The 22,918-nt window shown below is 74.0% G+C and carries 20 protein-coding genes; 3 read left to right on the forward strand and 17 right to left on the reverse strand.

What is annotated here, in order from left to right; genetic code table 11:
* Positions 1–6 precede the first annotated feature (6 nt).
* From ABZ801_RS22415 to ABZ801_RS22430, 4 genes are read right to left on the reverse strand one after another with little or no spacing between them, the layout of a single operon-like run.
* Positions 7–2,553: a CHAT domain-containing protein gene (locus ABZ801_RS22415; RefSeq protein ID WP_360700748.1), complete on the reverse strand. Its 2,547-nt coding sequence runs from the start codon at positions 2,551–2,553 to the stop codon at positions 7–9.
* Positions 2,550–2,990 (reverse strand): hypothetical protein, encoded by a 441-nt coding sequence (locus ABZ801_RS22420; protein WP_344947155.1) that lies wholly within the window; start codon positions 2,988–2,990, stop codon positions 2,550–2,552. The genes ABZ801_RS22415 and ABZ801_RS22420 overlap by 4 nt, the downstream gene beginning before the upstream one ends.
* A 4-nt stretch (positions 2,991–2,994) precedes the next feature.
* Complete coding sequence (locus ABZ801_RS22425) at positions 2,995–3,504, reverse strand: sigma-70 family RNA polymerase sigma factor (protein WP_360700752.1); 510 nt, start codon at positions 3,502–3,504, stop codon at positions 2,995–2,997.
* 49 nt (positions 3,505–3,553) lie between these two features.
* Positions 3,554–4,741 carry a S8 family serine peptidase gene (locus ABZ801_RS22430; RefSeq protein ID WP_360700755.1) on the reverse strand — a complete coding sequence of 396 codons (1,188 nt, stop codon included), beginning with the start codon at positions 4,739–4,741 and terminating at the stop codon, positions 3,554–3,556.
* Positions 4,742–4,896: 155 nt separating this feature from the next.
* On the opposite strand from ABZ801_RS22430, the gene lnt reads away from it, so the two are divergent.
* Both lnt and ABZ801_RS22440 read left to right on the forward strand, forming a co-directional pair.
* The gene (gene lnt, locus ABZ801_RS22435) at positions 4,897–6,330 is read left to right on the forward strand and encodes an apolipoprotein N-acyltransferase (protein WP_360700758.1); all 1,434 of its coding nucleotides are present in this window, start codon (positions 4,897–4,899) and stop codon (positions 6,328–6,330) included.
* Positions 6,331–6,517: 187 nt separating this feature from the next.
* Positions 6,518–7,012, forward strand: coding sequence for a DUF3145 domain-containing protein (locus ABZ801_RS22440; RefSeq protein ID WP_344947146.1), 495 nt, complete (start codon positions 6,518–6,520; stop codon positions 7,010–7,012).
* A gap of 251 nt (positions 7,013–7,263) precedes the next feature.
* Here ABZ801_RS22440 and ABZ801_RS22445 read toward each other — a convergent pair whose 3' ends face one another.
* The 11 genes from ABZ801_RS22445 to ABZ801_RS22495 all read right to left on the reverse strand — a co-directional run bounded on the left by ABZ801_RS22445 (position 7,264) and on the right by ABZ801_RS22495 (position 19,244).
* Complete coding sequence (locus tag ABZ801_RS22445; protein WP_360700761.1) at positions 7,264–8,712, reverse strand: carboxyl transferase domain-containing protein; 1,449 nt, start codon at positions 8,710–8,712, stop codon at positions 7,264–7,266.
* A 54-nt stretch (positions 8,713–8,766) separates the two neighbouring features.
* Positions 8,767–10,074: a beta-ketoacyl-[acyl-carrier-protein] synthase family protein gene (locus ABZ801_RS22450; RefSeq protein WP_344947142.1), complete on the reverse strand. Its 1,308-nt coding sequence runs from the start codon at positions 10,072–10,074 to the stop codon at positions 8,767–8,769.
* Between the two features lie 134 nt (positions 10,075–10,208).
* A complete protein-coding gene (locus ABZ801_RS22455) occupies positions 10,209–10,460 on the reverse strand; it encodes an acyl carrier protein (RefSeq protein ID WP_344947140.1) in 252 nt (83 codons plus the stop codon).
* A 53-nt stretch (positions 10,461–10,513) separates the two neighbouring features.
* Entirely contained in the window at positions 10,514–11,497 is a 984-nt protein-coding gene (locus ABZ801_RS22460) for a beta-ketoacyl-ACP synthase III (protein ID WP_344947137.1), read from the reverse strand.
* Positions 11,494–12,411: an ACP S-malonyltransferase gene (locus ABZ801_RS22465; protein ID WP_360700765.1), complete on the reverse strand. Its 918-nt coding sequence runs from the start codon at positions 12,409–12,411 to the stop codon at positions 11,494–11,496. Before ABZ801_RS22465 ends, ABZ801_RS22460 begins: the two co-directional genes overlap by 4 nt.
* 135 nt (positions 12,412–12,546) lie before the next feature.
* A complete protein-coding gene (locus ABZ801_RS22470; protein WP_360700767.1) occupies positions 12,547–13,728 on the reverse strand; it encodes a helix-turn-helix domain-containing protein in 1,182 nt (393 codons plus the stop codon).
* Between the two features lie 87 nt (positions 13,729–13,815).
* Positions 13,816–14,766, reverse strand: a complete 951-nt coding sequence (locus ABZ801_RS22475; protein WP_360700770.1) for an alpha/beta hydrolase — start codon at positions 14,764–14,766, stop codon at positions 13,816–13,818.
* A 283-nt stretch (positions 14,767–15,049) separates the two neighbouring features.
* Entirely contained in the window at positions 15,050–16,180 is a 1,131-nt protein-coding gene (locus ABZ801_RS22480; RefSeq protein ID WP_360700773.1) for an acyltransferase, read from the reverse strand.
* Entirely contained in the window at positions 16,173–17,114 is a 942-nt protein-coding gene (locus tag ABZ801_RS22485; RefSeq protein WP_360700776.1) for an alpha/beta hydrolase, read from the reverse strand. Before ABZ801_RS22485 ends, ABZ801_RS22480 begins: the two co-directional genes overlap by 8 nt.
* A gap of 145 nt (positions 17,115–17,259) precedes the next feature.
* Positions 17,260–17,934, reverse strand: coding sequence for a response regulator transcription factor (locus ABZ801_RS22490; protein WP_344947121.1), 675 nt, complete (start codon positions 17,932–17,934; stop codon positions 17,260–17,262).
* Positions 17,931–19,244: a sensor histidine kinase gene (locus tag ABZ801_RS22495; protein WP_360700779.1), complete on the reverse strand. Its 1,314-nt coding sequence runs from the start codon at positions 19,242–19,244 to the stop codon at positions 17,931–17,933. The genes ABZ801_RS22490 and ABZ801_RS22495 overlap by 4 nt, the downstream gene beginning before the upstream one ends.
* A gap of 176 nt (positions 19,245–19,420) precedes the next feature.
* On the opposite strand from ABZ801_RS22495, the gene ABZ801_RS22500 reads away from it, so the two are divergent.
* Complete coding sequence (locus ABZ801_RS22500) at positions 19,421–20,452, forward strand: PHP domain-containing protein (protein WP_360700783.1); 1,032 nt, start codon at positions 19,421–19,423, stop codon at positions 20,450–20,452.
* Here the strand turns inward: ABZ801_RS22500 and ABZ801_RS22505 are convergent.
* Both ABZ801_RS22505 and ABZ801_RS22510 read right to left on the reverse strand, forming a co-directional pair.
* Positions 20,449–21,546, reverse strand: a complete 1,098-nt coding sequence (locus ABZ801_RS22505; RefSeq protein ID WP_360700785.1) for a PHB depolymerase family esterase — start codon at positions 21,544–21,546, stop codon at positions 20,449–20,451. The genes ABZ801_RS22500 and ABZ801_RS22505 overlap by 4 nt on opposite strands.
* Positions 21,547–21,568: 22 nt before the next feature.
* Positions 21,569–22,885 carry a tannase/feruloyl esterase family alpha/beta hydrolase gene (locus tag ABZ801_RS22510; RefSeq protein ID WP_360700788.1) on the reverse strand — a complete coding sequence of 439 codons (1,317 nt, stop codon included), beginning with the start codon at positions 22,883–22,885 and terminating at the stop codon, positions 21,569–21,571.
* Between the last annotated feature and the right edge of the window lie 33 nt (positions 22,886–22,918).

Genomic DNA, 22,918 nt, shown 5'->3' on the forward strand with positions numbered 1-22,918 from the left:
GAGCGCTCAGCCGGCGCCGAAGCATTGGAACCCGGCGGTGCCGGGTGTGCGGGGGACCGCCGCGAGGGCGGAGGCGGGAGGCAGTCCCCGGTGCAGCCGCACGTGGAAGTCGATCATGGCGTCGCGGGCGGCGCGGTCCCCGACGGGGGCGACACTGGCGATCACGGTGGCCGTCCCCGCGCCCAGCAGCACCCCGGCCAGGCCGGTCACCGCGTCCCCGGCGTCCGAACGGCCCGTGTCGCAGCCCGACAGGACGATCGTGGCCGGGGGACGGTCCAGGTCCTGCAGGTCGTAGCCCATCAGGGGGCCGTCGGACAGCTCCAGGTGCGACAGCAGGGCGTTGCCCCGCCGGAAGTACCCGTGTGCGGCCAGGTGCGTCAGGTCGGCCCCGTCCAGCGCCTGGCGGACGTCGTCCACGCGTGCCGCCGAACCCGTCATGACGGTCGCGTCGGGGTAGAGCCTGGCCAGCGCCAGGACCTCCGCCGCGGCGTGCTCCAGCCTGGGGCCCGCGACCAGGACGACGCGACGCGCGCGGGCCCTGGGCGACTCACGGGCGCGCAGCCAGGCGGCGGCGGACGGCACCACCGTGAACGGTCGCTCGGCCAGCATCGGCAGCACCGCCCAGGGGAGCCCGTGCAGCATCGCCGTGGGCGCGATGACCAACTCGCGTTGCCCCAGGGCGTGTTCGAGCGGTTCCAGCACGACGGACTGGATGCGTTGCGCCGCCTGCGCCAGCCCCGATTCGGCCGCCTCGTCCGGGCCGTCGGCCATCACCAGGCGCCGCAAGGCGAACCGCACCAGGTGGACGTCTCGCTCAACGGTCCCGTAGGGGCCGAGCCGCTGGCGACGGCAACGTCCCTCGGTGAAGGTCACGGCGTGAAGTTCGTCGTCGATCCGCACCAGCTCCAGGAGCGCACGGTCGCCGAGGGCGTCCGGGAGCCGCATCAACGCCAGCGGCACCTCCGCCGGGTCCCAGCACGGCGTTCGAGGCGCCGGAGGCTTGGCGCGGGTCATGCTCTGGAGGGCCCGCTCCAGCCGGGAGAGCCGTTCGGCCGAGGCGGCGAGTTCGTCCGGTGGGAGGGCACCGTCCGCTGTGGCGGCGGCGTGGGCGGCGCTCGCGGCGCGCAACTCCACCAACGCGGCGGCACGGGACGGGTCGCGTGGCGGACGCACCGCGACGGGACGCCGAGCCACCGCGCGGCGCCGCTCCTCGGCCAGCAGCAGTTCGCGCGCCGATCGCGCCAGGCGCAACCCGAACGCGGCCAGCTCGTCACCGAGCCCGGTGACGTGCGCGCGCAGGTCAAGAGCGCTCATGGTCTCGGCGTGCTCGGCCACCACCCGCAGCCCCGCCCACACGGCCGCGGCCGTGCCGCGGCGGTCCCCGCGCGCCCAGCGGTCCAGCGCGGTCGCGTGCCAGGCCGCCACGCGCAGCGCCGCCGGGCCCCGCCCACGGGCGCACTCGATCCCGGCGGGCAGGGTGCGGGGCGGACGCCCCAGCTCCATGGACAGCCGCGCCGAGATGATCCACGCCTCGGCGGCGGCCTCGGCCCAGCCTCCCCGCGCGAGACGTTCGGCGGTGGCGGCCGCGGAGCGCAGGAACACCGCGGACCGGTCGCCGCCGGCCCAGCGCGCCCGCACCAGCAGGTGCTCGGCGGGCAGCGTCCACCCGGGACGTTCCTGGGCGGCGAACGCGGCGCGGGCCCGTTCGGCGGTGGCGACGGCCCGTTCCGGCTCCCCGTCGGCCAGCTCGGCGTGCGCGAGCAGCAGCAGCCCGTCCGCGGCGTCGCAGGCGTAGCCGCGCCGCGCCACGTCGGCGAGGGTCTTCTCCAGCAGCGGGCGGGCCTCGCCGGGCAGACCGGCGGCGATCAGCGTCTCGGCCCGGTCGAGCCGCGCCTGCGCCAGGCGTTCCCCGGTCAGGTCGGTCTCGGCGGCCCCGTACAGGTGCAGGGCCAGCGGCACGTCGCCCCGGCGGGACACGACGAACGCCAGGTTGCCCCGTGCCATCGCCGCCTGGTGCCGCAGCCCCGCCCGCGCCGCGACGTCCACGGCTTCGGCGAGCACGGTCTCCGCGGCGTCCAGTTCGCCCCTGAGGGCACGGGCCAGCCCCAGGTTGGTCAGCAGTCCGGCCAGCGCGGCAGGGTCTCTCCCCGAGCGCAGCAGGGGGATGGCGTCGAGCGCCTCGTCGAGACGCCCCGCCCTGGCCAGCGCGCAGGCCCGGTTGGCGGTGAGGCGTTCGGCGTCGGCGCCCTCCAGGAACGGCGCGGCGCGGTCGGCGGCGTCCAGGGCGCCCGCCAGGTCCCCGCGGGCGGCCAGAAGACCCACCAGCGTCATCCGCACCTGCGCCTCCTGGTAGGGCAGGCCCACCGCCGTGTGCAACGCGGTGGTGAGGAGCTCGATGCCCTCGCCCAGCCGCCCCAGCTCCTTGGCGGCGACCGCGGCGGCCCGTAACGCCGTGACACGGGCCGCCGCGTCGTCGTGCGTCTGCAGGGCCGCCAGCGCCGTCACGTAGGCGCGCGCGGGCTCCGACGCCGCCAGCCGCAGCAGGTCGTTCACAGGCGCACCCAGCTCGTGACGATGCAGACACCGTCGGGCAGGCGGAACAGCAGGCTGACCGGGCCCCCGGGCACGCCGTCGACCACGAACTGCCCCGCCATGTCGGTACTGGAGCGCAGCTCCCCGTCCGCATGCCGTAGGAACACGGTGGCGGTGGCCGGGGGCAGGAGACGGCCGACGACACGGTGCCCCTCGTGCTCCTCCATCACCTCGATCTCCACGCCCACGTCGTGACCGGTGAAGCTGAGCAGCCGGGGGCCGCCGCCACGGCGCAGCCCGGACCGTCCGGCCGCCGCGTCACCGACGATCTCCACAAGGACCGCGTCGGGGTCACGCCACCGGAACGCGGCCTGCGCCGCCGCCAGCACGTGCGGAGGGGGCGGGTCGATGGCGTCGAAGGCGGCCCGTATCTCCGCCAGGATTTCCTGCTCGTTCATTACGTCAGAAGTCGTCTCCGAGGCGTTGGCGTAGGGCGGACAGGCAACGCGTACGGGTGGGGCCGATGCTGCCGACGGGGATCCCCAGGGCCGCCGCCACGTCCGCGTAACTGGGGGACGTGGCGAACAGCCGCAGGAGCTGCCGACACCGCTCGGGAAGTTCCTCCAGCGCCCCCGCGACGAGGCGGAGACGCTCCCGGGCGGTCCAGACACGCTCCGGTGTGCGTTCCGCCGCCGCCGGCGGCCGGACGGCCCCGTTGGGCGGCCACTGCGCCGACCGGAAACGGGCGCGTTCGGCCTCACGGGCCGTGGTGACGGCGAGCCACGCCCCGATCCGCCGCGGATCGCGCAACGCGTCGAGCCGTTCGACCAGGCGCAGCCACACGGTCTGCACCACGTCCGCCGCGTCGTTCTGGGACAGCCCCCGGGAGCGGGCGATGGCCCACAGCATGTCGGTGTAGCGCCGGGTCAGCGCCGCCCAGGCGTCGCCGTCACCGTCACGGGCCCGCCCCACCAGTTCCTCGGGCGACGCCGCCTCCGCCTGGGGCGGCCCAGACGTCCGCCTAGGCGCCCGCGGGCTCACGCTGAACCTCGTCCCGTGCCGGCGGCCTGACGACGACGCCGAGGTCGGGCAGCGTGTGCGCGCCGGCCGGATCCAGCACCCGCCGCGCCGCCTCGGCCGCCGTCACGTCCTCCTGGGCGGCCAGGCCGGCGATCAGCCCCGCGACCACCGGCGCGGCGAACGAGGTGCCGCTCCAGCGCGCGTAGCCGTCGAACTCCCCGAACCGCACGAAACAGCTGGCGACGTCCACGCCGGGCGCGCACGCGTCCACCCACCAGCCGTAGTTGGAGAACCAGGCGCGGTCGGCACGCCCCTGCCGGGTGTCCAGGGCGGCCACCGAGATCACCGGCTTGGCCGCGGCGGGCCAGAACGGCCGCTCGCCGCCGGTGTTGCCCGCGCACGCCACCACCACTGGACGACGCGGCGACGACCGCAGCTGCGCCAGCACACGCGACAGCACGGGGGAGGGACGGTCGTCGAAGGTGTGGCACCCCAGCGACAGGTTCACCACGTCGGCGCGGCCCCACGCGGCCAGCCGGGCGAGCGTGCGCACCACGTCCAGCTCGTCGCCGACGCCGTCACTGCCCAGCACCCGCACCGCGCGGATACGGGCCGACGGCGCGTACCGCAGCACCACCCCCGCGATGAACGTGCCGTGCCCCGCCTGCGCGTCGAGTTCGCAGTCGAGGTCGGCGTCGAGCACCTCGGCCACGTCGTCGCGTTGCCCGGCGTACCAGTCCGCGCCGTCGTACCACGGATGGGGGGACAGGCCCGTGTCCAGCACCGCGACCGTCATCTCCCGAGCGGCGGGACGCGGCCTGGGCGCGGGCACCGGAGCCGTGGGACGGGCCAGATCGGCGGGTCCCGACCACCACAGCGGCTGGCCCTGCACCAGGTGGTTGGGGGCGACGGCCAGCTCCCGGTGGCGGCGGTCACCGGCGACCTGGGACGCCAGCTCGCACACGTTCACGCGCGCGGCCGGACGCAGCCGCATCCTATGGACCCCGTGGTCGTCCTCACCGGAGTCGTGCCAGCGGCGCACGAGGTCTGCCACGGCGGGTGCGTCCTGGGGGGCGACCAGCAGCTCGTCACGCCGGATCAGGGCGGGACGGCCGGGAACCGCCTCCACTACGACGGCGTCGTCATGCCGGGCGAGCAGACGCTCAAGACAGGAATCTTGGTCGAACATTTAACCGAGTGTGCCCTAACGGGCACGGTGTGTCATTGAAATCGCCCGGAGTGGCGTTCACGGAACGGCGGTGCCTTACTGGAGGAGTGCTCGGACGTCAGCAGCCCCGCGCCCCGGAGCGCGCACGGACGCCGCGACGGAGGGCGGCGACGTGGGTGACGCGTCCCCGGACGGTGAGCCTGCTGGCCGGGGCGCTGACGCTGGTCGTCTTCCCCGAGGCCGACCTGGGGTGGCTGGCGTGGGTGGTGCTCGTCCCGGGGATCCTGCTGATGAGCCGCGCCCCGACCGTACGGGAGGCGGCACTGCGCGGCTGGTGGTTCGGCGCGGGCTTCCTGCTGGCGGCCCTCTACTGGACGCTTCCCAACATCGGCCCGGGGCTGCTGCTCGTCGCGTTGGTGTTCGGCGCGATGTGGGCGGGATGGGGGGTCGCCGTACGGCGTCTCGTACCCGAGCACCCCGTCCTGGCCATGGTCGTGGTGCCGAGCGTGTGGCTGGTCATCGAACTGGTGCGTTCATGGCCGCGCCTGGGCGGCCCGTGGGCGCTGCTGGGGGCATCCCAGTGGCGGCACCCCACCGTGCTGGCCCTGGCCGCCGTGGGCGGGGTATGGCTGGTGTCGTTCGCGCTCGTCGCCGTCAACACGGCCCTGGCCCTGGCCCTTGTGCTCCCGCGGGCCCGCCCGGCGCTGCTCGCCACCGCCGTGGCGATCGGGCTGGCGGGCCCGGCGACGTTCGCGCTCAGACCCGCGCCGCCCGCCGAACGCGCCGTCCGCGTGGCGCTGGTGCAGCCCGGCGTGGTCCACCGCCCCGGCCCCCGGCTGGCGTCGGGCGAGCGCATCACCACCGGGCTGCCCCCCGCCGACCTGATCGTCTGGGGGGAGAGCAGCGTCGGCTTCGACCTCGACCGCCGCCCCGACATCGCCGCCCGGCTCACCGCCCTGGCCGCACGCGGCCGGTTGCTGGTCAACGAGGACGCCCGCGACGCCGCCGGCCGCATCTCCAAGAGCGCGATCCTCCTCGGCCCCCACGGGACCGAAGGGCGGTACGTCAAGACGCGGCTGGTGCCGTTCGGCGAGTACATCCCGCTGCGCCCGGCGTTCGGCTGGCTGACCCGCGTCAGCCGGGCCGCGGGCGAGGACCGCGTGCCCGGCACCGGCGCCGAGGCCCTGCACGCGGGCGACGTGACGATCGGGCCGCTGATCTGCTTCGAGTCCGCCTTCCCCGACCTCGGCCGCGCCGTCGTACGGCACGGCGCCCAGATCGTGGTCTACCAGTCGTCCACCTCCACCTTCCAGGCCAGCTGGGCGCCGCAGCAGCACGCCGCCCTCGCCGCCGTCCGCGCCGCCGAGACCGGGCGTCCCGCCGTGCAGGCCGCCCTGACCGGCGTCTCTGCCGCCTACGACGCCCAGGGCAGGCGGCTGGCCTGGCTGGACACCGACCGGCGCGGCGCCGCCGTCGTCACCTTGCGCGTCCCGCCCGCCGCGAGCCGCACCCCCTACGACCGCTACGGCGACTACGTGGGTCATCTGGCCGTGCTGGTGACGGCCGCCGCCGTCGTGCTCGCCGCCGCGCGGCGCCGCCCCGCCCCCTGACCCGGCGCCGGCCGCGCCCCGAGTAGGGTGCCCCACGGGGCCCTCCGCGGGCGCATTGCTTCGGCGAACAGTCGTCGCGCAGTGGTGTCTCCGGTGCCGATGATGCAGAATGATGGTCGCGGAACGCGTCCTGGGACTTACGAGGCCGTAGGGGAAGACGAGCCTCGGTACAGATCCAGGAGGTCCGGTGACCGCACGTGGCGTTTTCTACGTCCACTCCGCGCCGCCTGCGCTCAGCCCGCACATCGAGTGGGCCGTCGCAGGTGTTCTTGGCGTGCCCGTTTCGCTGGAATGGGCCGACCAAGCCGCCGCCCCGGGGACGCTGCGCGCCGAACTCCATTGGGAGGGCAGGCCCGGCACCGCGGCGGGGATCACGTCCGCGCTGCGCAGCTGGAAGCTGCTGCGGTTCGAGGTCACCGAGGACCCCACGCCGGGGTGCGACGGCGTCCGCTACAGCTTCACCCCGTCCCTCGGGGTGTTCACGGGCGTGATCGGCGCCAACGGCGACATCATGATCCCCGAGGACCGGCTGCGCAGCGTCATGGCCAACGCCGCCGTCGGCAAGACCAACCTCGAACACGAGCTGGAGCGCCTGCTCGGCACCCCCTGGGACAACGAGCTGGAGCCCTTCCGCCGCGCGGGCGACGGCGCTCCCGTCCGCTGGCTGCACGCCGCCGTGTGACCGCACGCCCCGGGCATCGTCTGACCGCACGCGCGGCCCGCTCCCCCCAAACCTCCAGGAGCAGCCGCGCGTAACGTTTTCCTGCCCGCCGTGCATTGCCACCGTAACCCCGGCGCCACACTCCGAGGCCGAAGCGCCGCGCCCCCGGCGCTGACGGGCGGCTCATGGAACGGGCTTGCTGATGGCCCCCGCTGCGTCCCTGGGCATGGCGATGGCCCGGCAGCGCGGCCGGGCCATCGTGGCGGTTGCGATCAGAGGGGGATGTTGCCGTGGGCGCCGCGGGCCGGGATGGCCTCGGCGATGGCGCGGGCCAGGGCGGCGCGGGTGGTCGTCGGCGTGATGACCTCGTCGACGACGCCGAGCTCGCGGGCGCGGTCGAGACCGCCGGCGATGCGCTCGTGCTCGGCGGCCAGCTCGGCCTCCAGGGCCGGGCGTTCCTCCTCGGGGACGGCGGCCAGCTTGCGGCGGTGCAGGATGCGGACGGCTGCGACGGCGCCCATGACGCCGAACTCGGCGGTGGGCCAGGCGAACACGCGGGTCGCCCCCAGCGAGCGGGAGTTCATCGCGATGTAGGCGCCGCCGTAGGCCTTGCGGGTCACCAGGGTGACGCGCGGCACCGTGGCCTCGGCGAAGGCGTGCAGGAGCTTGGCGCCGCGGCGGACCACGCCCTCGTGCTCCTGACCGACGCCGGGCAGGTAGCCCGGCACGTCCACCAGCACCACCAGCGGCACGCCGAACGCATCGCACATCCGGACGAACCGGGCGGCCTTCTCGGCGGACGTGGCGTCCAGGCAGCCGCCGAGCCGCAGCGGGTTGTTGGCGATCACGCCGACGGTGCGGCCGCCGAGGCGGCCGAGCGTGGTCACGATGTTGGGCGCCCACCGGGGGTGCAGCTCGACCGCCGCCGCGGCGTCGTCGAGCACGCCCTTGACCAGCGGCTGCACGTTGTAGGCACGGCGGGGGCTGTCGGGCAGCACGGCGGAGAAGTCGCGCTCCTCGACCTCGCCGGGGCGGACGCGGCCCTGGTGGCCGAGCAGCATGGCGATCTTGCGGCCCTGCGCGATGGCCTCGGTGTCGTCCTTGGCGACCACGTGCACCACGCCGGACTTGCGCGAGTGCGGCTCGGGGCCGCCCAGCCCCGCCATGTCGATCTCTTCGCCGGTGACCGAGCGGACGACGTCCGGGCCGGTCACGAAGATCTTGCCGCCCTCGGACAGGACGACGATGTCGGTCAGCGCCGGGCCGTACGCGGCGCCCCCGGCGGCGGCGCCGAGCACCACCGAGATCTGCGGGACGATGCCGGACGCGCGGGTCATCGCGGCGAACACGGTGCCGACGGCGTGCAGCGACTCCACGCCCTCGGCCAGGCGGGCGCCGCCGGAGTGCCACAGCCCGACGATCGGCAGCCGCTCGCGGACGGCCAGGTCGTAGGCGGCCACGATGGCCTCGCATCCGGCGGTGCCCATGGCGCCGCCCTGGAAGCGCGGGTCGGAGGCGAACGCCACCACGGGCAGGCCCTCGACCCGCCCGTGCCCGGCGAGCACGCCGCTGTCGTCGTCCTCGCCCGGGGCGCCGGCGAGCGGACGGAAGGTGCCCTCGTCGAAGAGCGCGGTGAGCCGGGTCCGCGGGTGCCGCGGATCGGCCTCCTGCTGGTCTGCGGTGGCTGCCGGGTCCACGACCCGGTTGTCGAGCACAGTCACGTCCGTAAAGCTCCTTGTGTCACAGCCGACGGGTCAGGCCCGCGGGGCGGGTCGTCAGACGGCGCGTTGGAAGGCGACCGACACGTTGTGGCCGCCGAAGCCGAACGAGTTGTTGAGCGCGGCGGCCGGGCCGTCCGGCAGCTTGCGCGGCTCGCCGCGCACGATGTCCAGGTCGGCCTCGTCGTCGAGGTCCTCCAGGTTGGCGACGGGCGGGACCAGGCCCTCGCGCAGCGCCAGGATCGTGAAGATCGACTCCAGCGCGCCGGCGCCGCCCAGCAGGTGGCCGGTCATCGACTTGGTGGCGGTGACGCACAGCTTGCGCGCCACGTCCTCGCCGAGCGCGGCCTTGATGGAGGTCAGCTCGGCGATGTCGCCGGCCGGGGTGGAGGTGGCGTGCGCGTTGACGTGGATGATGTCCTCGGGCTCCAGCCCGGCGTCGGCCAGCGCGCGGCGCATCGCCTTGGCCTGCCCGGCGCCGGACGGGTCGGGCAGCACGATGTCGTAGGCGTCGGCGGAGTAGCCGCAGCCGGCGGCGATCGCGTGCACGCGGGCGCCGCGGGCGCGGGCGTGCTCCTCCGACTCCAGGATCATCACGGCCGCGCCCTCGCCGAGCACGAAGCCGTCGCGGTTCTTGTCGTAGGGCCGGGAGGCGCGCTGCGGCTCGTCGTTGCGGGTGGACAGCGCCCGCATCACGCCGAACGAGGCCATCTGCAGCGGGTGGATGCACGCCTCGGTGCCGCCGCAGATCACCACGTCGGCCCGGCCGGTGCGGATCATGTCGATGGCGTAGCCGACCGCCTCGGCGCTGGACGCGCAGGCGCTGACCATGGCGTGCGACCCGGCCGTGGCGCCGAACTCGATGCCGATGTGGCCGGAGGAGCCGTTGGGCATCAGCATCGGCACGGTGAACGGCGTGACCCGCTGCCAGCCCTTCTCCAGGAACGTGTCATAGCTGTTGAGGGCGGTGTGCAGGCCGCCGATGCCGCTGGACACCACCACGCCGAGCCGGTCGCCGTCGACCCGGAAGCCGTCCCCGGCCTCGGCGGCGTCCCCGTCCTTGCCGCCCTTGCGCTTGACGGGCGGCGCGAACCCGGCGTCCCGCCACGCCTCACGCGCCGCGATCAGCGCGATGGCCTGGCAGCGGTCGAGGCGCCGCAGCTGCGCCTTGGGAATGGACTCCGAGGGCTCCACGGCCAGCTGCGCGGCGAACCGGACGGGCAGCCGGTCCACGTTGTCCCAGTCCAGCTTGCGCACCCCGGATTCGCCGGCGAGCAGCGCGGACCAGGTCGACGGCACGTCACCGCCGAGCGGGGTGGTCGCGCCGAGCCCGGTCACCACGACTTTGGTCTGGGTAGTGCTCATAAGAGAGTGCTCCTAGCGAACTGGGGGAGGCGGGCGGCTCCACAGGGCGGCGGGCGGCGCCGGAGTCGGGAACGCGGCCGGCGGCGCGGCGGCACCCTCCTCCGGTGCGCGCCGCGCCGCCCGCCGCGGCGGCCTTACTGCTGCAGGTTCTGGACGAAGACGATGACGTCCTTGACCGTCTTGAGGTCCTTGAGCTGGTCGTCGGGGATCTCGACGCCGAACTTGTCCTGGGCGGCCACCGCGATCTCCACCATCGACAGCGAGTCGATGTCCAGGTCGTCGACGAAGTTCTTCTCGGGGGTCACCTCGGACTTGTCGATCCCCACGATCTCGTCGATGATCTCGGCGAGGCCGGCCAGGATCTCCTGCTCGGTGGCGACTGCCATGGTGTGTGCTCTCCTTTTGGTCGGATCGTCGTCGGGTCGGGCCCCGCGTACGGTCAGGGAATCTGGATGACTTGGGCGGCGTAGGACAGCCCGGCGCCGAACCCGACCAGCAGGGCCGGGGCGCCGGACGGCACGTCGCCGCGTTCGATCATGCGCGACAGCGCCATGGGGATGGACGCCGCCGAGGTGTTGCCGGAGTGGACGATGTCGTCGGCCACCACGGCGTTGACCGCCTTGAGCCGCCGCGCGATCGCTTCGACGATACGCAGGTTGGCCTGGTGCGGCACCACGGCCGCCAGCTGGTCGGGAGTCACCCCGGCGCGTTCGCAGGCGGCCAGCGCGACGGGCGCCACCGCGGTGGTGGCCCAGCGGAACACCGCCTGGCCCTCCTGGTGGATGAACGACTGCCGGTCCGCCACGATGATCTTGTCGGCCAGGTCGCCGGCGCTGCCCCACACCACCGGGCCCACGCCCGGCTCGGCGGCGCCGGTGACGACCGCCGCGCCCGCGCCGTCGGCGAAGATGATGCAGGTCGAACGGTCGTTCCAGTCGATCCAGTTGGACATCTTCTCGGCACCGATCACCAGCACGTTGCGGGCGCTGCCGGTGCGCACGGCCGAGGCGGCGGTGTCCAGCGCGTAGCAGAACCCGGCGCAGGCGGCGTTCAGGTCGAACGCGCCCGGCGCCTTGATGCCGAGCCGGTGCGCGACCGTGGCGGCCTGGTTGGGGATGGGCGTCTCGGTGGAGCAGGTCGCCACGATCACCAGGTCGATGTCCTCGGGGGACACGCCGCCGGCCGCCAGCGCCTTGCCGCCGGCCTGCACGGCCATGTCGGCGATGGTCTCCTCGGGCCCGGCGACGCGGCGTTCGGCGATGCCGACGCGGCTGCGGATCCACTCGTCGTTGGTGTCGACGATCTCGGCCAGCTCGTCGTTGGTGACGACCCGGGCGGGCTGGTAGTCGCCGAACGCCACGACGCGGGCGCCGGGCGTGACCTCGGGCAGGCGCAGGGCGGGCGTCTCGTAGGCGGCGGTCATGACGTGTGCGCCTTGATCAGCTCGCGGGCCTTGTCGAGGTCCTCGGGGGACTTGAGGGCGAGCAGGTCGATGCCCTTGAGCTCGCGCCGGGCGATGCCGACGAGCGTGCCGGCGGGCGGCAGCTCGATGATGGCGGTGACGCCCAGCTCGCGCATGGTCGCCATGCAGCGGTCCCAGCGGACGGGGGCGCTGACCTGCTCGACGAGGCGGCCGAGGTAGTCGCGGCCGTCGCGCACCACCGCGCCGTCCCGGTTGGACAGCAGCGCGACGGCCGGGTCGGCGACCGGCGCGCCGGGCGCCAGGCGGCGCAGCGTGTCGACGGCCGGCGCCATGTGCTCGGTGTGGAACGCGCCCGCCACCGACAGCGGACGCAGCCGCGCCCCGGCCGGCGGGTCGTCCTTGAGCGCGGCGAGCCGCTCCATCGTCCCGGCGGCCACGACCTGCCCGGCGCCGTTGACGTTGGCGGGGGTCAGGCCGTGCCGTTCGATGACGGCGAGGACCTCGTCGGGGTCGCCGCCGAGCACGGCGGTCATGCCGGTCTCGGTGACGGCGGCGGCCTCGGCCATCGCGCGGCCGCGTTCGCGCACCAGCACCAGCGCGGCCTCGGGCGACAGCACCCCGGCGATCGCGGCGGCGGCCAGCTCGCCGACGCTGTGCCCGGCCACCGCGTCCGGACGGTCGTCGCCCTGGTAGAGGGTCTGGAACGCGGCCAGGGCCGCGGCGACCAGCAGCGGCTGGGCCACGGCGGTGTCGCGGATCTCCTCGGCGTCTGCGCCGGTCCCGTAGCGGACCAGGTCGAGCCCGGTGACCGCGGACCACCATGCCAGGCGGTCGGCGACACCGGGCACCTCAAGCCACGGACTCAGAAATCCTGGGGTCTGGGCGCCCTGACCGGGCGAGGCGAGGAGAATCACACGCCCCAGCTTCCCCCCTGGGCTTCCGTGGTGCCGATGCCGATCGCGACGAACTTTCGTCGGGGCCCTTTGTACGACCCCTACAAGGCGGGAGAAACAGACGTCATGCCTTGGGAAAGGGCGGCCATCGTGTCGCTAGGGCCGTGGCACGCGTTCGCTGAAGCGGCCGAGGACGAGCGCGATCCGCAGCGTGAAGGCGTTGCGACCGTCCGTCGGCGCCAGTCCGGTCAGTTCGGCGACGCGGCGCAGCCGGTAGCGGACGGTGTTGGGGTGGACGAACAGCAGCCGTGCCGTGGCCTCCAGCGACGAGCCCTGTTCCAGGTAGGTGGTGAGGGTGTCCAGCAGGGGCGCGCCCGCCGCGCACATGGGGTTGTAGACCTGCTCGACGAGGTATCGGCGGGCCTCCTCGTCGCCGTCGAGGGCGCGTTCGGGCAGCAGCTCGGCGGCCAGGACGGGACGCGGCGCGTCCGGCCAGCCGGCGGCGGCGCGCAACCCGGCGAGCGCGGCGCGCGCCGAGACGGTGGAGTCGTACAGGTCGCCGACCTGCGGGCCGACCACGACGGGACCGGGTCCGCACTTGGCCGCGATGGGACGGGAGGCCTCCAGCGGGTCGGCGGCGCCGCCCACGATGACGATGACGCGGCGGCCCTGCACACCGGCCAGCACGTCGACCCGGGCGCGGCGGGACGCCAGCTGCATCTGGTCGATGGTGACCTCGGGCTCCTCGTCCTCGGGGGTGTACCCGGCGATGACGGTGACGGGTTTGGACGTCCAGCCGAGGGCGGCCGCCCAGGAGTGCATGCCGTCGTCGACCTCGCCGCGCAGCACCGCGTTCACCACCAGCGCCTCCAGGCGGGCGTCCCAGGCGGCGCGCGTCTCGGCGGCGCGCGCGTACACCTGGGCGGCGCCGAACGCCACGTCCCGCGTGTAGCGCAGGATCGCCTCGCGCAGCTGCGCCTCGCCGCCGGGCGCGGCCAGCTCGTCGAGCCGCGTCTCCACCACGTCGATGATGACGCGGATCATGTCGATGGTGTGCTGCAGCTTCACGGACCGCATCAGGTCGCGCGGCGCGGTGCCGAACACCTCCCCGGCGATGGCGGGGCGGGTGCGCTCGGCGCTTTTGAACCACTCCACGAACGCGGCGATGCCCGCCTGGGCGACCAGCCCGATCCAGGAACGCTGCTCGGGTGGCATGCGCCGGAACCACGGGAGCTGTTGCTCCATATTGGCCAGTGCGGCGGTCCCGAAGGAGCCCATGGCCTTTTCCAAACGCAGCGTGGTCTGCTCTCTCAGGGCGGCCTCGTTCGTGGTGTCCACCTTCCCAAGGGTGCCACCACCTGGGTGGTGTCCATGCTCACCGGTCACCCTGAGGTCACCCTGACCGGCCGGTAACGGACGCGGAGGTCAGCCGCGGGTGACGTCCGCGGGACGGCCCAGGGCGATGTAGGTGAGGTTGCGCAGGGACGGCGAGCCCGGGGCGAGGTAGTCGCTGTGGCCGCTGCCGCCCGCGTCGAACACGCGGGCGCCGAAGCCGGGCGACACGGGGTCGGGTCCCAGGCCGAGGCCGAAGATGCGCACGTGCGGTACGTCCTGCATCCAGTCGGCGGAACCGCGTCCCGCCCACACGCGCGCGGCGCCGCCCAGACGTCCCGCCGACCATGCCGTGGTGCCGGGGCTGCCGTACAGGGCGATGTCGGTGACGCTGCGCCAGGCGTCCCCGGCCGTGCCGGATCCGGCCAGGGCGGCGCGTCCGCACACCACCGAGCCGTAGCTGTGGCACAGCAGTCCCACTTGGGCGTGAGGGTTGACGCGGTGCAGTTCGCGGAGGAAACGGCGCAACGAGGCCGCGCCCTGGCCGGCCCGCTCGTCGGTCAGTACGTCACTGCTGAACGTGCGCGGCGCCGCGTACCCCAGCCATGCCACGATGGCGATGTCGGGGTCGGGGGTCACCTTGTACGCCTGTTCCCACACCGCGCGTGCACCGCCCGCGGGGGTCGACCACGGCTTGCCGGCTCGGTCGTCGAAGTACGACAGCGTCGTGTCGGCTCCGGGGACCAGGAGCACCACCCGTTGGGCCCGTGTCAGGTCGCCGATGACCTCGATGGCCCGTCCGTCGCCGCGCGCGTCGAAGTACAGGAACCGCCTGCCCGGCTCCAGGAACGCGCCCAGCGCCTTGGCGCGCTCGTCGTCGCCCACCTGGTGGGCGGTCTGGAGGGCCTGTTCGATGGTGCGGCGTTCGGTGGCGTAGCGGGCGTCCAGGGTGGACGGGGCGAGCACGGGGACGGGGCCGGGGGCGGCGTAGGGGTCGGCGTGGCCGGTCCCGGCGGTGGTGAGCAGCAGGGCGGAGATCGTCACGGCGCAGGCGAGGGCCCGGCGCAGGCGCCGCCGGACGCGTCCGGGCGCGGCCGGACGGTCTTCCGGCGGGGCGTCCGAGGATGCTTCGCAGGGCCGTTCGGAAGGCAGGGCCGGTCGCGTCACTGCAGCTCGTGGCGGCATGGTCCGTCTTTCTACCGGATATGGCGGAGTGCTCCGCGCATCCAGGGGTCGTCGTGCGTGTCCGTCTGCCCCGCGCGTTCGCCGCAGTGCTCCGCCGCCCGGGCCACTCTTGTGTGATGTACGGGACGGCGCCGGGGTTGGCTCATCGCGGACGGGGCCGTTCGAACCGGTGCGCCGCGGCCCACAGCACCGCCAGGGCGAGCGCGAAGACCGGCAGCCACACCAGCCGGGCGGGGATCCACGCCGCCTGGTCGGGGGCGGTGTGCAGCCCGGGCAGCGGGCCGGCGGCCGGCGCGGTCGTCACGGTGACGGCCATCATGGCCGTCTGGTGCCACAGGAAGATCGTCATGGCGGACAGGTTGGCCAGCGCGACCACGCCCCAGACACGGGGCCGCCGCGTCCAGCGCGTGAGCGGGCCGCGTGCCAGCAGCGCCAGGCCGCACTGCGCCAAACCGAACGCCACCGCCGCCAGGGTGGGCGGGTTCAGGTTGGACACCTCGGCGCCCGGTACGCCCACCATGCTCGCCGGATATCCGGCCCACAGCACCAACGCGCCCGTGGCCGTGGCGCCTCCGCCCAGCAGCGCCCAGCCGGTACGGGGCGACGCCAGGGCACCGTGTGCCCACGCCACGCCCAGGTAGAACGGCACAAGCCATCCGGTCAGGACGGTGCCCCAGCCGATCCAGGCGGGCGCGTCCAGGCCGAACCGGCCGAGGTCGATGAGCGCGGTCGCGGCGAGGGGGAGCAGCACGCCCCACATGCCGAGCCGGTTCCACAGCGCCACCACCAGGGGGGTGAGGACGGTCAGCGTCCCGTACACGCCCAGGAACCACAGCGGGCTCAGCATCAGCTTCAGCAATGCGTGCAGCGTGCCGGACGACAGGCCCGCCCACGCCAGCACGCACACGGCCGCCGCCCACGCCAGCAACAGCACGGGCACGGGACGCGCCAGCCGTGCCAGACGCCGGCGCGCCCACGGCAGGTACGGCTCCCCGGCGTGATGCCCTTTCGCCGCGGTGTAGCCCCCCACGAGGAAGAACACCGCGAGGGTCTGCAACACCCAGGAGACCGGCGCCAGGTGCGGCATCGCCGACAGAGGGCTGCTCACCCGCAGCTGCCCGTCCCCGGTGGACACGAACGCGGTGACGCACCAGTGCCCCAGCACCACGCCCAGGATGGCCAGCGCGCGCAGGGCGTCGACGGCGCGGTCCCGGTTGGGCGGTGTCGCCGCCTCGATGCGAGCCGCAAGGCCCGGCCGCCGCGTGTCAAGCATGGGTCACCTCGGAGGCGCGGCCGAGCGCGATGAACGTCAGGTTGCGCAGTGACACCGACCCCGGGCGCAGGTATTCGCTGTGCGTGCCCGTCCCTGCGGCGAAGCGCAGCGCCCCGAACGAAGGGCTCGCAGGGTCCGGGCCGAAGCCGAGCCCGGCCACGTGCCTCTTCGGCACGTACCGGGTCCAGTCGCCGTCGGCTCGCCCCGCCCACACGCGTGCCCCGGTGCGCATGTCGGTGACCGAGGAGGCGGTGACACCGGGGCTGCCGTACAACGCGATGTCGTCCACCCGGACCGCCCCGGCCGCCTGGCCGCACACCACCGAGCCGTAGCTGTGGCACAGCAGCGCGACCTGGGCGCGCCCGTTGGTGTCGTGCAGCTCGGTCACGAAACGCCGGAGCTTGCGGGCGCCGTCGACGGCCCGTCCCGGGGTGAGCACCGTCGCGCTCATGGTGGAGGGCGAGGCGTACCCGAGCCAGGCCACCACCGCGACGCGCACACCGGGGGCCACCTGCCGCGCCTGCCGGTAGACGGCGCGCGCGCCGCCGCCCGCCCACTTGGGGTTGTCGAAGTTGGTGAGCCGTCCGTCCGCGCCGGGCACCACGACCGCGACCCGTTCGGCCCGCGCCAGGTCGCCGATGACCTCGACGGCCCGGCCGTGGCCGCGCGCGTCGAACGCCAGGAAGCGGCGGCCGGGCGTCAGGAACGCCTCGAACGCCTCGGCGCGGGAGTCGTCGCCCACGTCGCGGGCGGTGTCGTACGCCCGCTGGATGTCGCCGCGCACGGCGGTGTAGCGGGCGTCGAGCGTGGCGGGCGACAGCGGCGGCCGGGCCTGCGGCGCCGCGTACGGTTCGGGCGTCCCGGCGGTCGTGGCGGCGACCGCCGCCAGGGCCGCGCCGACGGCCAGGAACCTTCGGGGGGCTGGGCTGCGCACGGCGGCGTCCTTCCTGGGCAGGGGGTTCGTCCTGACCAGGAAGCTAGGAATCGCGGGCCGTCGCGCGGATCACACCGCGGAGCCGTCTTGCCGCCTCACACCCCGGTATGACGCGGGTCAGCCGGACCGTGCCGGCCGGACGGGGTCAGTCGCCGGGGCGGACCAGGCCGACCTCGTAGGCGTAGACGATGGCCTGCGGCCGGTCGCGCAGGCCGAGCTTGGTGAGGATGCGGCCGAAGTGCGTCTTCACGGTCTGCTCGGCCACCACCAGCTCGGCGGCGATCTCGGAGTTGGACAGGCCGCGGGCGACCAGCGCCAGCACCTCGGTCTCGCGTTCGGTCAGCTCGCCCAGCCGTTCCCGGGACGGCGCGCGCGGCGCCCCCAGCCGGGCGAACTCGGCGATCAGCCGCCGGGTCACCGACGGGGACAGCAGCGCGTCGCCCGCCGCGATGATCCGTACCGCCTCGGCCAGCTCGTCGGCCGAGGCGTCCTTGAGCAGGAACCCGCTGGCGCCCGCGCGCAGCGCCTCGTACACGTAGTCGTCGAGGTCGAAGGTGGTCAGCATGAGCACCTTCGGAACGGCGTCACCGGCGCCGTGCTCGCCCTTGAGCAGGCGCCGGGTCGCCTCCAGGCCGTCCATGACGGGCATCCGCACGTCCATCAGCACCACGTCGGGCCGCAGCTCGGCGATCACCGACAGCGCCTGCGCGCCGTCGACGGCCTCGCCGACCACCTCGATGTCGGGCTGGGCGTTCAGCAGCACACCGAACCCGGTGCGCACCATGCCCTGGTCGTCGACGATCACCACCCGGATCGTCATGCCGTGGATCCCAGCGGCAGCGTGGCGGTCACGGCGAAACCTCCTTCGGGGGTGGGCTTGGCGGTCACCCCGCCGCCCAGCATGGCGGCCCGCTCGCGCATGCCCACCAGGCCGTGCCCGTCGCCGGGCGGCGACAGCGACGACGGCCGGTGGCCCTTGCCGGGCGGGCCGTTGATCACGCTGAGCAGGAGTATGCCCTCCCGCTGGATCAGCTCGACGTCGACGACGGCGCCGGGGGCGTGCCGCATGACGTTGCTGAGCGCCTCCTGCAGGATCCTGTACGCGCTGAGCGCGACGCCCTGCGGCACGGCGGCCAGGTCGCCGGTGACGCTGGTGTTGACGGTCAGCCCGGTGCCGCGGGCCGCCCACACCAGCGCGTCCAGCCGGTCCAGGCCGGGCTGCGGCGCGGTCTCCGCGCCGTCCTCCGAGCGCAGCACGCCCAGGATGCGGCGCATCTCGGTGAGCGCGTCCAGCGCGGTCTCGCGGATCTCCTTCAGATCCTGGCGGATCTTGTCGGGCACCTCCGGCACGGTGTACGGCGCGGCCTCCGCCTGGATCGCGATCATCGACATGTGGTGGGCCACCACGTCGTGCAGCTCGCGGGCGATGCGCTGGCGCTCCTTGAGCACCGCCTCGGCCTCGCGGTGCCGCTTCTGCTGCTCGGCCAGCTCACGGGCGGCGGCCTGCTCCCGTTCGGCCAGCTCGTCGCGGGTCTTCTGGCGCAGCCGGACGAACGCGCCGACCAGCAGCGGCACCACCACGAACACGGCCGCGCCCGCACCGGTCTGCCGGTCGACCACCAGCACCCCGGCCACCGACCACACCCCCGCGCCGACCGTCAGGTTGAGCGGGGAGCGCACCGCCACCGTGTAGAGGACGAACACGCCGGCGATCGACCCGCCCGGCGGGAACGGGACGTCGAGCCAGCTCTGCATCCCGGTGTAGAACATCGCCGCGCACAGCAGCCGCCAGGCGGCCACCGGATGCCGTTCGCGCAGCGCCATCGGCAGCGCCAGCAGGAACGCGGCCATGCCCAGCTCCCCGTACGACACCGACGAACCGCGTTTCTCGGTCTCGGTGAGCAGCAGCGAGTAGGTGCCGAACCCGATGATCACCGCGATGATCAGGTCGATGGCCTGCATGACGGGCGGGAACGGGACCCCGCGCAGGCGGGTGTCGCGCAGCCGGGGCGGCCACGGCCGGTCGGCCGGGCGCGGCTCGGCGGACCCGACGAGGCCGGAGACCAGCGGCCGCAGCACCAGCCCCAGCGTCTGCGCCAGGCCCTGCTTGGGGGCGTCGTCGCTGCTCATGCCGCAAGGCTAGAGGCGTCCGCGCCCGCGGCGAATGACACCGTGGTGCCACGTACGTGTCATACCTTGGGTGCATACGGGCGAGGCCGCTCGCGTCATCGGGGCACGGCGTGACGGTCGCCGTGCTGATGGCACCGGGTGCCGCACCGAGCCGCACCCTTGGGTACGGTCTGACTGTGGAACCTGTGGAGGCGCTGCGTCGGATCGCGTTTCTGCTGGAACGCGCGCACGAACCCACCTATCGGGTGCGGGCCTTCCGCAAGGCGGCCGATCTGGTCGAGCGCGCCTCGCGTGAGGAGCTGGCGGAGCGGGTGCGTGACGGCACGCTGACCGCGCTGCCCGGCATCGGCAAGGTCACCGCGCTGGTGATCGAGGAGGCGCTGCGCGGGGAGACGCCCGTCTACCTGCGGCGCCTGGAAGCAACTGAGGGGACGCCGCTGGACGAGGCGACGGCGGCGCTGCGGGGGGAGCTGCGGGGCGACCTGCACACCCACAGCGACTGGTCCGACGGCGGCTCGCCGATCCGGGAGATGGCCGAGACCGCCCGCGGCCTCGGCCACGACTACATCGCGCTGACCGACCACTCGCCGCGCCTGACCGTGGCCAACGGGCTGTCGGCCGAGCGGCTGCGCCGGCAGCTGGACGTGGTGGCCGAGCTGAACGCCGAGCTGGCGCCGTTCCGCATCCTGACCGGCATCGAGGTCGACATCCTGGACGACGGCTCGCTGGACCAGGATCCCGAGCTGCTCGACCGGCTCGACGTGGTGGTGGCCAGCGTCCATTCCAAGCTGCGCATGGACCGCGTCGCCATGACCGAGCGGATGGTCGCGGCCGTGCGGAACCCGCGGGTCAACGTCCTCGGGCACTGCACGGGGCGGATCGTCAAGGGCGGCGGGCGGCGCGGCGGCGTGCGGCCGGAGTCGGAGTTCGACGCGGCCTTGGTGTTCGACGCCTGCGCCGCCTACGACGTCGCCGTGGAGATCAACTCGCGGCCGGAGCGGCTGGACCCGCCCAAGCGGCTGCTGCGGCTGGCGGTGGAGGCGGGCTGCCGGTTCGCCATCGACTCCGACGCGCACGCCCCCGGCCAGCTCGACTGGCAGCCCAACGGGTGCGAGCGCGCCGCCCGCTGCGGCGTCGAGCCCGAGCAGGTCGTCAACACGATGAGCGCCGACGACCTGCTCGCCTGGGCCGCCAAGCACCGGGGCTAGGCGCCCACGGCGCGGACCATGCGCATGAGGGTCTCGATCTGCTTTCCGCCCTTCATGTCGTAGGCGGTGTCGCCGCCGTACCCCCACCAGTTCCAGCAGCCCTGGGGGTTGCCGCCCGTCCAGGAGCTGGCCGTGGCCTGCGGGTAGAGGACGACCAGGTTGTTGGTGTCGGCGTACTCGTTCAGGTAGGACCTGGTCACGAACGTGGTGCCGATCGTGTCGTAGCCCTGCTGGCAGCCGTGCAGGGCCACCATCAGGCGGCAGGACGTCCCGGCGGCGCAGTTCTGCGGGACGTAGGCGAACCCCGTGGCGCCCATGCTGATGGCCGCCGCGCTGCCGTTGGGGGCGTACGGGTTCTGGTCATAGCGCAGGAGCGTCCCGGTGGGGGTGGATGCGGGGGCGGCCACGGTGCCGAGCAGGTGGCGCAGCATCGAGCCCTGGGGGTCGTCCGTGCACTTGTTGACGTAGGGGGTGTAGGTGGCCGAGCAGGGGTTCGGCCCGAGGGGGCTGACCCAGGCGTGCCCCGCCGGCGAGGTCTTGCTGTACGCCACGTTCGCCCCGAAGCCCTGGTGGAACGTGGCGAGACCGTCGGTCACCGACTGCTTCACGGTGATGTCGTTGACGCCGTGGTAGAGCCACACCTTGTGCCCGGCCAGGTTGGCGATCGGGTCGATGCGTCCCTGGGCGGACCGGTCGGAGGCGATGCGCCGCAGTTCGGTGGGGTTGTCGTCGTACAGGTCGTTCATGCACGCGAGCTGCGCCGTGGTGAGGTTGCCGCGCGCGCAGTGGTAGGCCCCGGCGCTGAAGATCCCGGCGCCCTTGAACGTGCCGGAGTAGGCGACGTGCAACTGGTCGGCCATGTAGCCGCCGGACGACACGCCACTGACGTAGGCGGCGCTGATGTTGAGCCGGGGCAGGGAGTCCGCCGCCGCCGCCGCGGGGGTGTGCGTGGACGTGGCGAGCAGTACGCCCGCGGCGGCGGTCAGGACGGTCGCGAGCTTGACGGCGGGACGTTTTCCGGTGGGGCGCTCGACGGTGCGGGATTTGCCAGTGCGGGATTGGACGGTGCGGGATTTGACGGCGGGGAGTTTCATGCGTGACCTCCCATGGGGTGGGCTAGCCGCTGAGGGAGCAGCTGTTGGCGAGGTCCCCCGATGCGGGCCGGGGCAGGGTGGCGCTCGGCGGAGGCGCCTGTCCGCCCGCGGCCCAGGTCTCCAATGCGGTGAACGCGCTGCGCATGCAGGGCAGCAGCGGCCGCAGCCGGTCAGGGTAGGCGTCGTAGAGGCCGTCGACGTGGTTGCCGCCTTCGAGCCGGTAGTAGCGGTACGGCGCGGCCTTCGACGTGCGCACCATCTGCGCGTACACGTCGGAGACCTTGGTGATGGGCAGCAACGTGTCGTACGTGCCGTGCAGGGTGATGAGCGGTTTGCCGATGCGGCCGGTCAGGGAGATGCGCCGCACCGCCTTGTGCACGGAAGCCGGACGTGAGGCGTAGTCGTAGTCGCTTTCCGGGCCGTTGTAGAAGGGGTCGACCTCCTGGCGGTAAATGCGCTGGGTCAGCCCCCAGTACACCCGGTCGTGGTACGGCCAGAGGAATTCGGAGCCCGCGGCGAAACCCGCGTCGAGGATCGCGCGGTGCGCGTTCGGGTCGCCGGTCGCCGCGTACGACGGGTAGGCCCGCAGCACAGGCGGCAGGAACGTCAGCAGATTGGGACCGTCGGCACGCCACAGGGTCCCTTCGGAGTCGATGCCCCCGTCGTACAGCTCCGGGCGGTTCTCCAACTGCCAGCGCACCAGGTAGCCGCCGTTGGAGATTCCGGCGGCGAACGTACGGCGCGGGGGCCTGCCATAGCGTTGCGTCACCACCGCCTTGGCGGAACGGGTGAGCTGGGTGACCCGGTGGTTCCATTCGGCGATGGCGTCCCCGGGGCGGCGGCCGTCCGTGTAGAACTCGCTGCCGCTGTTGCCCTTGTCCGTGGCGGCGAACGCGTACCCCTTGGCGAGCACCCAGTCGGAAATGGCGAAGTCGTTGGCGTATTGGCGGCGGGTCCCCGGCGACCCCGCCACGACCAGGCCGCCGTTCCATTTCTCCGGGAGCCGGATGACGAACTGCGCGTCGTGGTTCCAGCCGTGGTTGGTGTTGAACGTTGAGGAGTCCGGGAAGTAGCCGTCGAGCTGGATGCCCGGCACGCCGGTCGGGTTGCGTGCGCCGGCCGGGTGCAGTCCCGCCCAGTCGGCGGGGACGGTGTGGCCGGAGGCGACCGTGCCCGCCGTCGTCAGGTCGTCCAGGCAGGCCGCGACCTGACGTTGCGCCCCGGGGACGGTGAGCCGCGCACCGCAGCGCTCCCCGGCGTGTGCGGCGGCGGGCAGGACCGCCAGGGCGGTCAGGGCTGCGGCGCCCGTGCTGAGCAGTCGAAGGCGGGCGGTCGGCATGCCGGCTCCTTCTCCCGGGGACGTGGACGTCCG

The organism is Actinomadura sp. NPDC047616, assembly GCF_040642915.1.
Lineage (GTDB): Bacteria > Actinomycetota > Actinomycetes > Streptosporangiales > Streptosporangiaceae > Spirillospora > Spirillospora miaoliensis.

Bases quoted from the DNA above. Each gene is read 5' to 3' on its own strand.
- ABZ801_RS22505 (WP_360700785.1), bottom strand. From the start codon at position 21,546: ATGAAACTCCCCGCCGTCAAATCCCGCACCGTCCAATCCCGCACTGGC.
- ABZ801_RS22460 (WP_344947137.1), bottom strand. From the start codon at position 11,497: ATGACCGCCGCCTACGAGACGCCCGCCCTGCGCCTGCCCGAGGTCACG.
- ABZ801_RS22490 (WP_344947121.1), bottom strand. From the start codon at position 17,934: ATGACGATCCGGGTGGTGATCGTCGACGACCAGGGCATGGTGCGCACC.
- ABZ801_RS22455 (WP_344947140.1), bottom strand. From the start codon at position 10,460: ATGGCAGTCGCCACCGAGCAGGAGATCCTGGCCGGCCTCGCCGAGATC.
- ABZ801_RS22480 (WP_360700773.1), bottom strand. From the start codon at position 16,180: ATGCTTGACACGCGGCGGCCGGGCCTTGCGGCTCGCATCGAGGCGGCG.
- ABZ801_RS22420 (WP_344947155.1), bottom strand. From the start codon at position 2,990: ATGAACGAGCAGGAAATCCTGGCGGAGATACGGGCCGCCTTCGACGCC.
- ABZ801_RS22510 (WP_360700788.1), bottom strand. From the start codon at position 22,885: ATGCCGACCGCCCGCCTTCGACTGCTCAGCACGGGCGCCGCAGCCCTG.
- ABZ801_RS22430 (WP_360700755.1), bottom strand. From the start codon at position 4,741: ATGTTCGACCAAGATTCCTGTCTTGAGCGTCTGCTCGCCCGGCATGAC.
- ABZ801_RS22495 (WP_360700779.1), bottom strand. From the start codon at position 19,244: ATGAGCAGCGACGACGCCCCCAAGCAGGGCCTGGCGCAGACGCTGGGG.
- ABZ801_RS22450 (WP_344947142.1), bottom strand. From the start codon at position 10,074: ATGAGCACTACCCAGACCAAAGTCGTGGTGACCGGGCTCGGCGCGACC.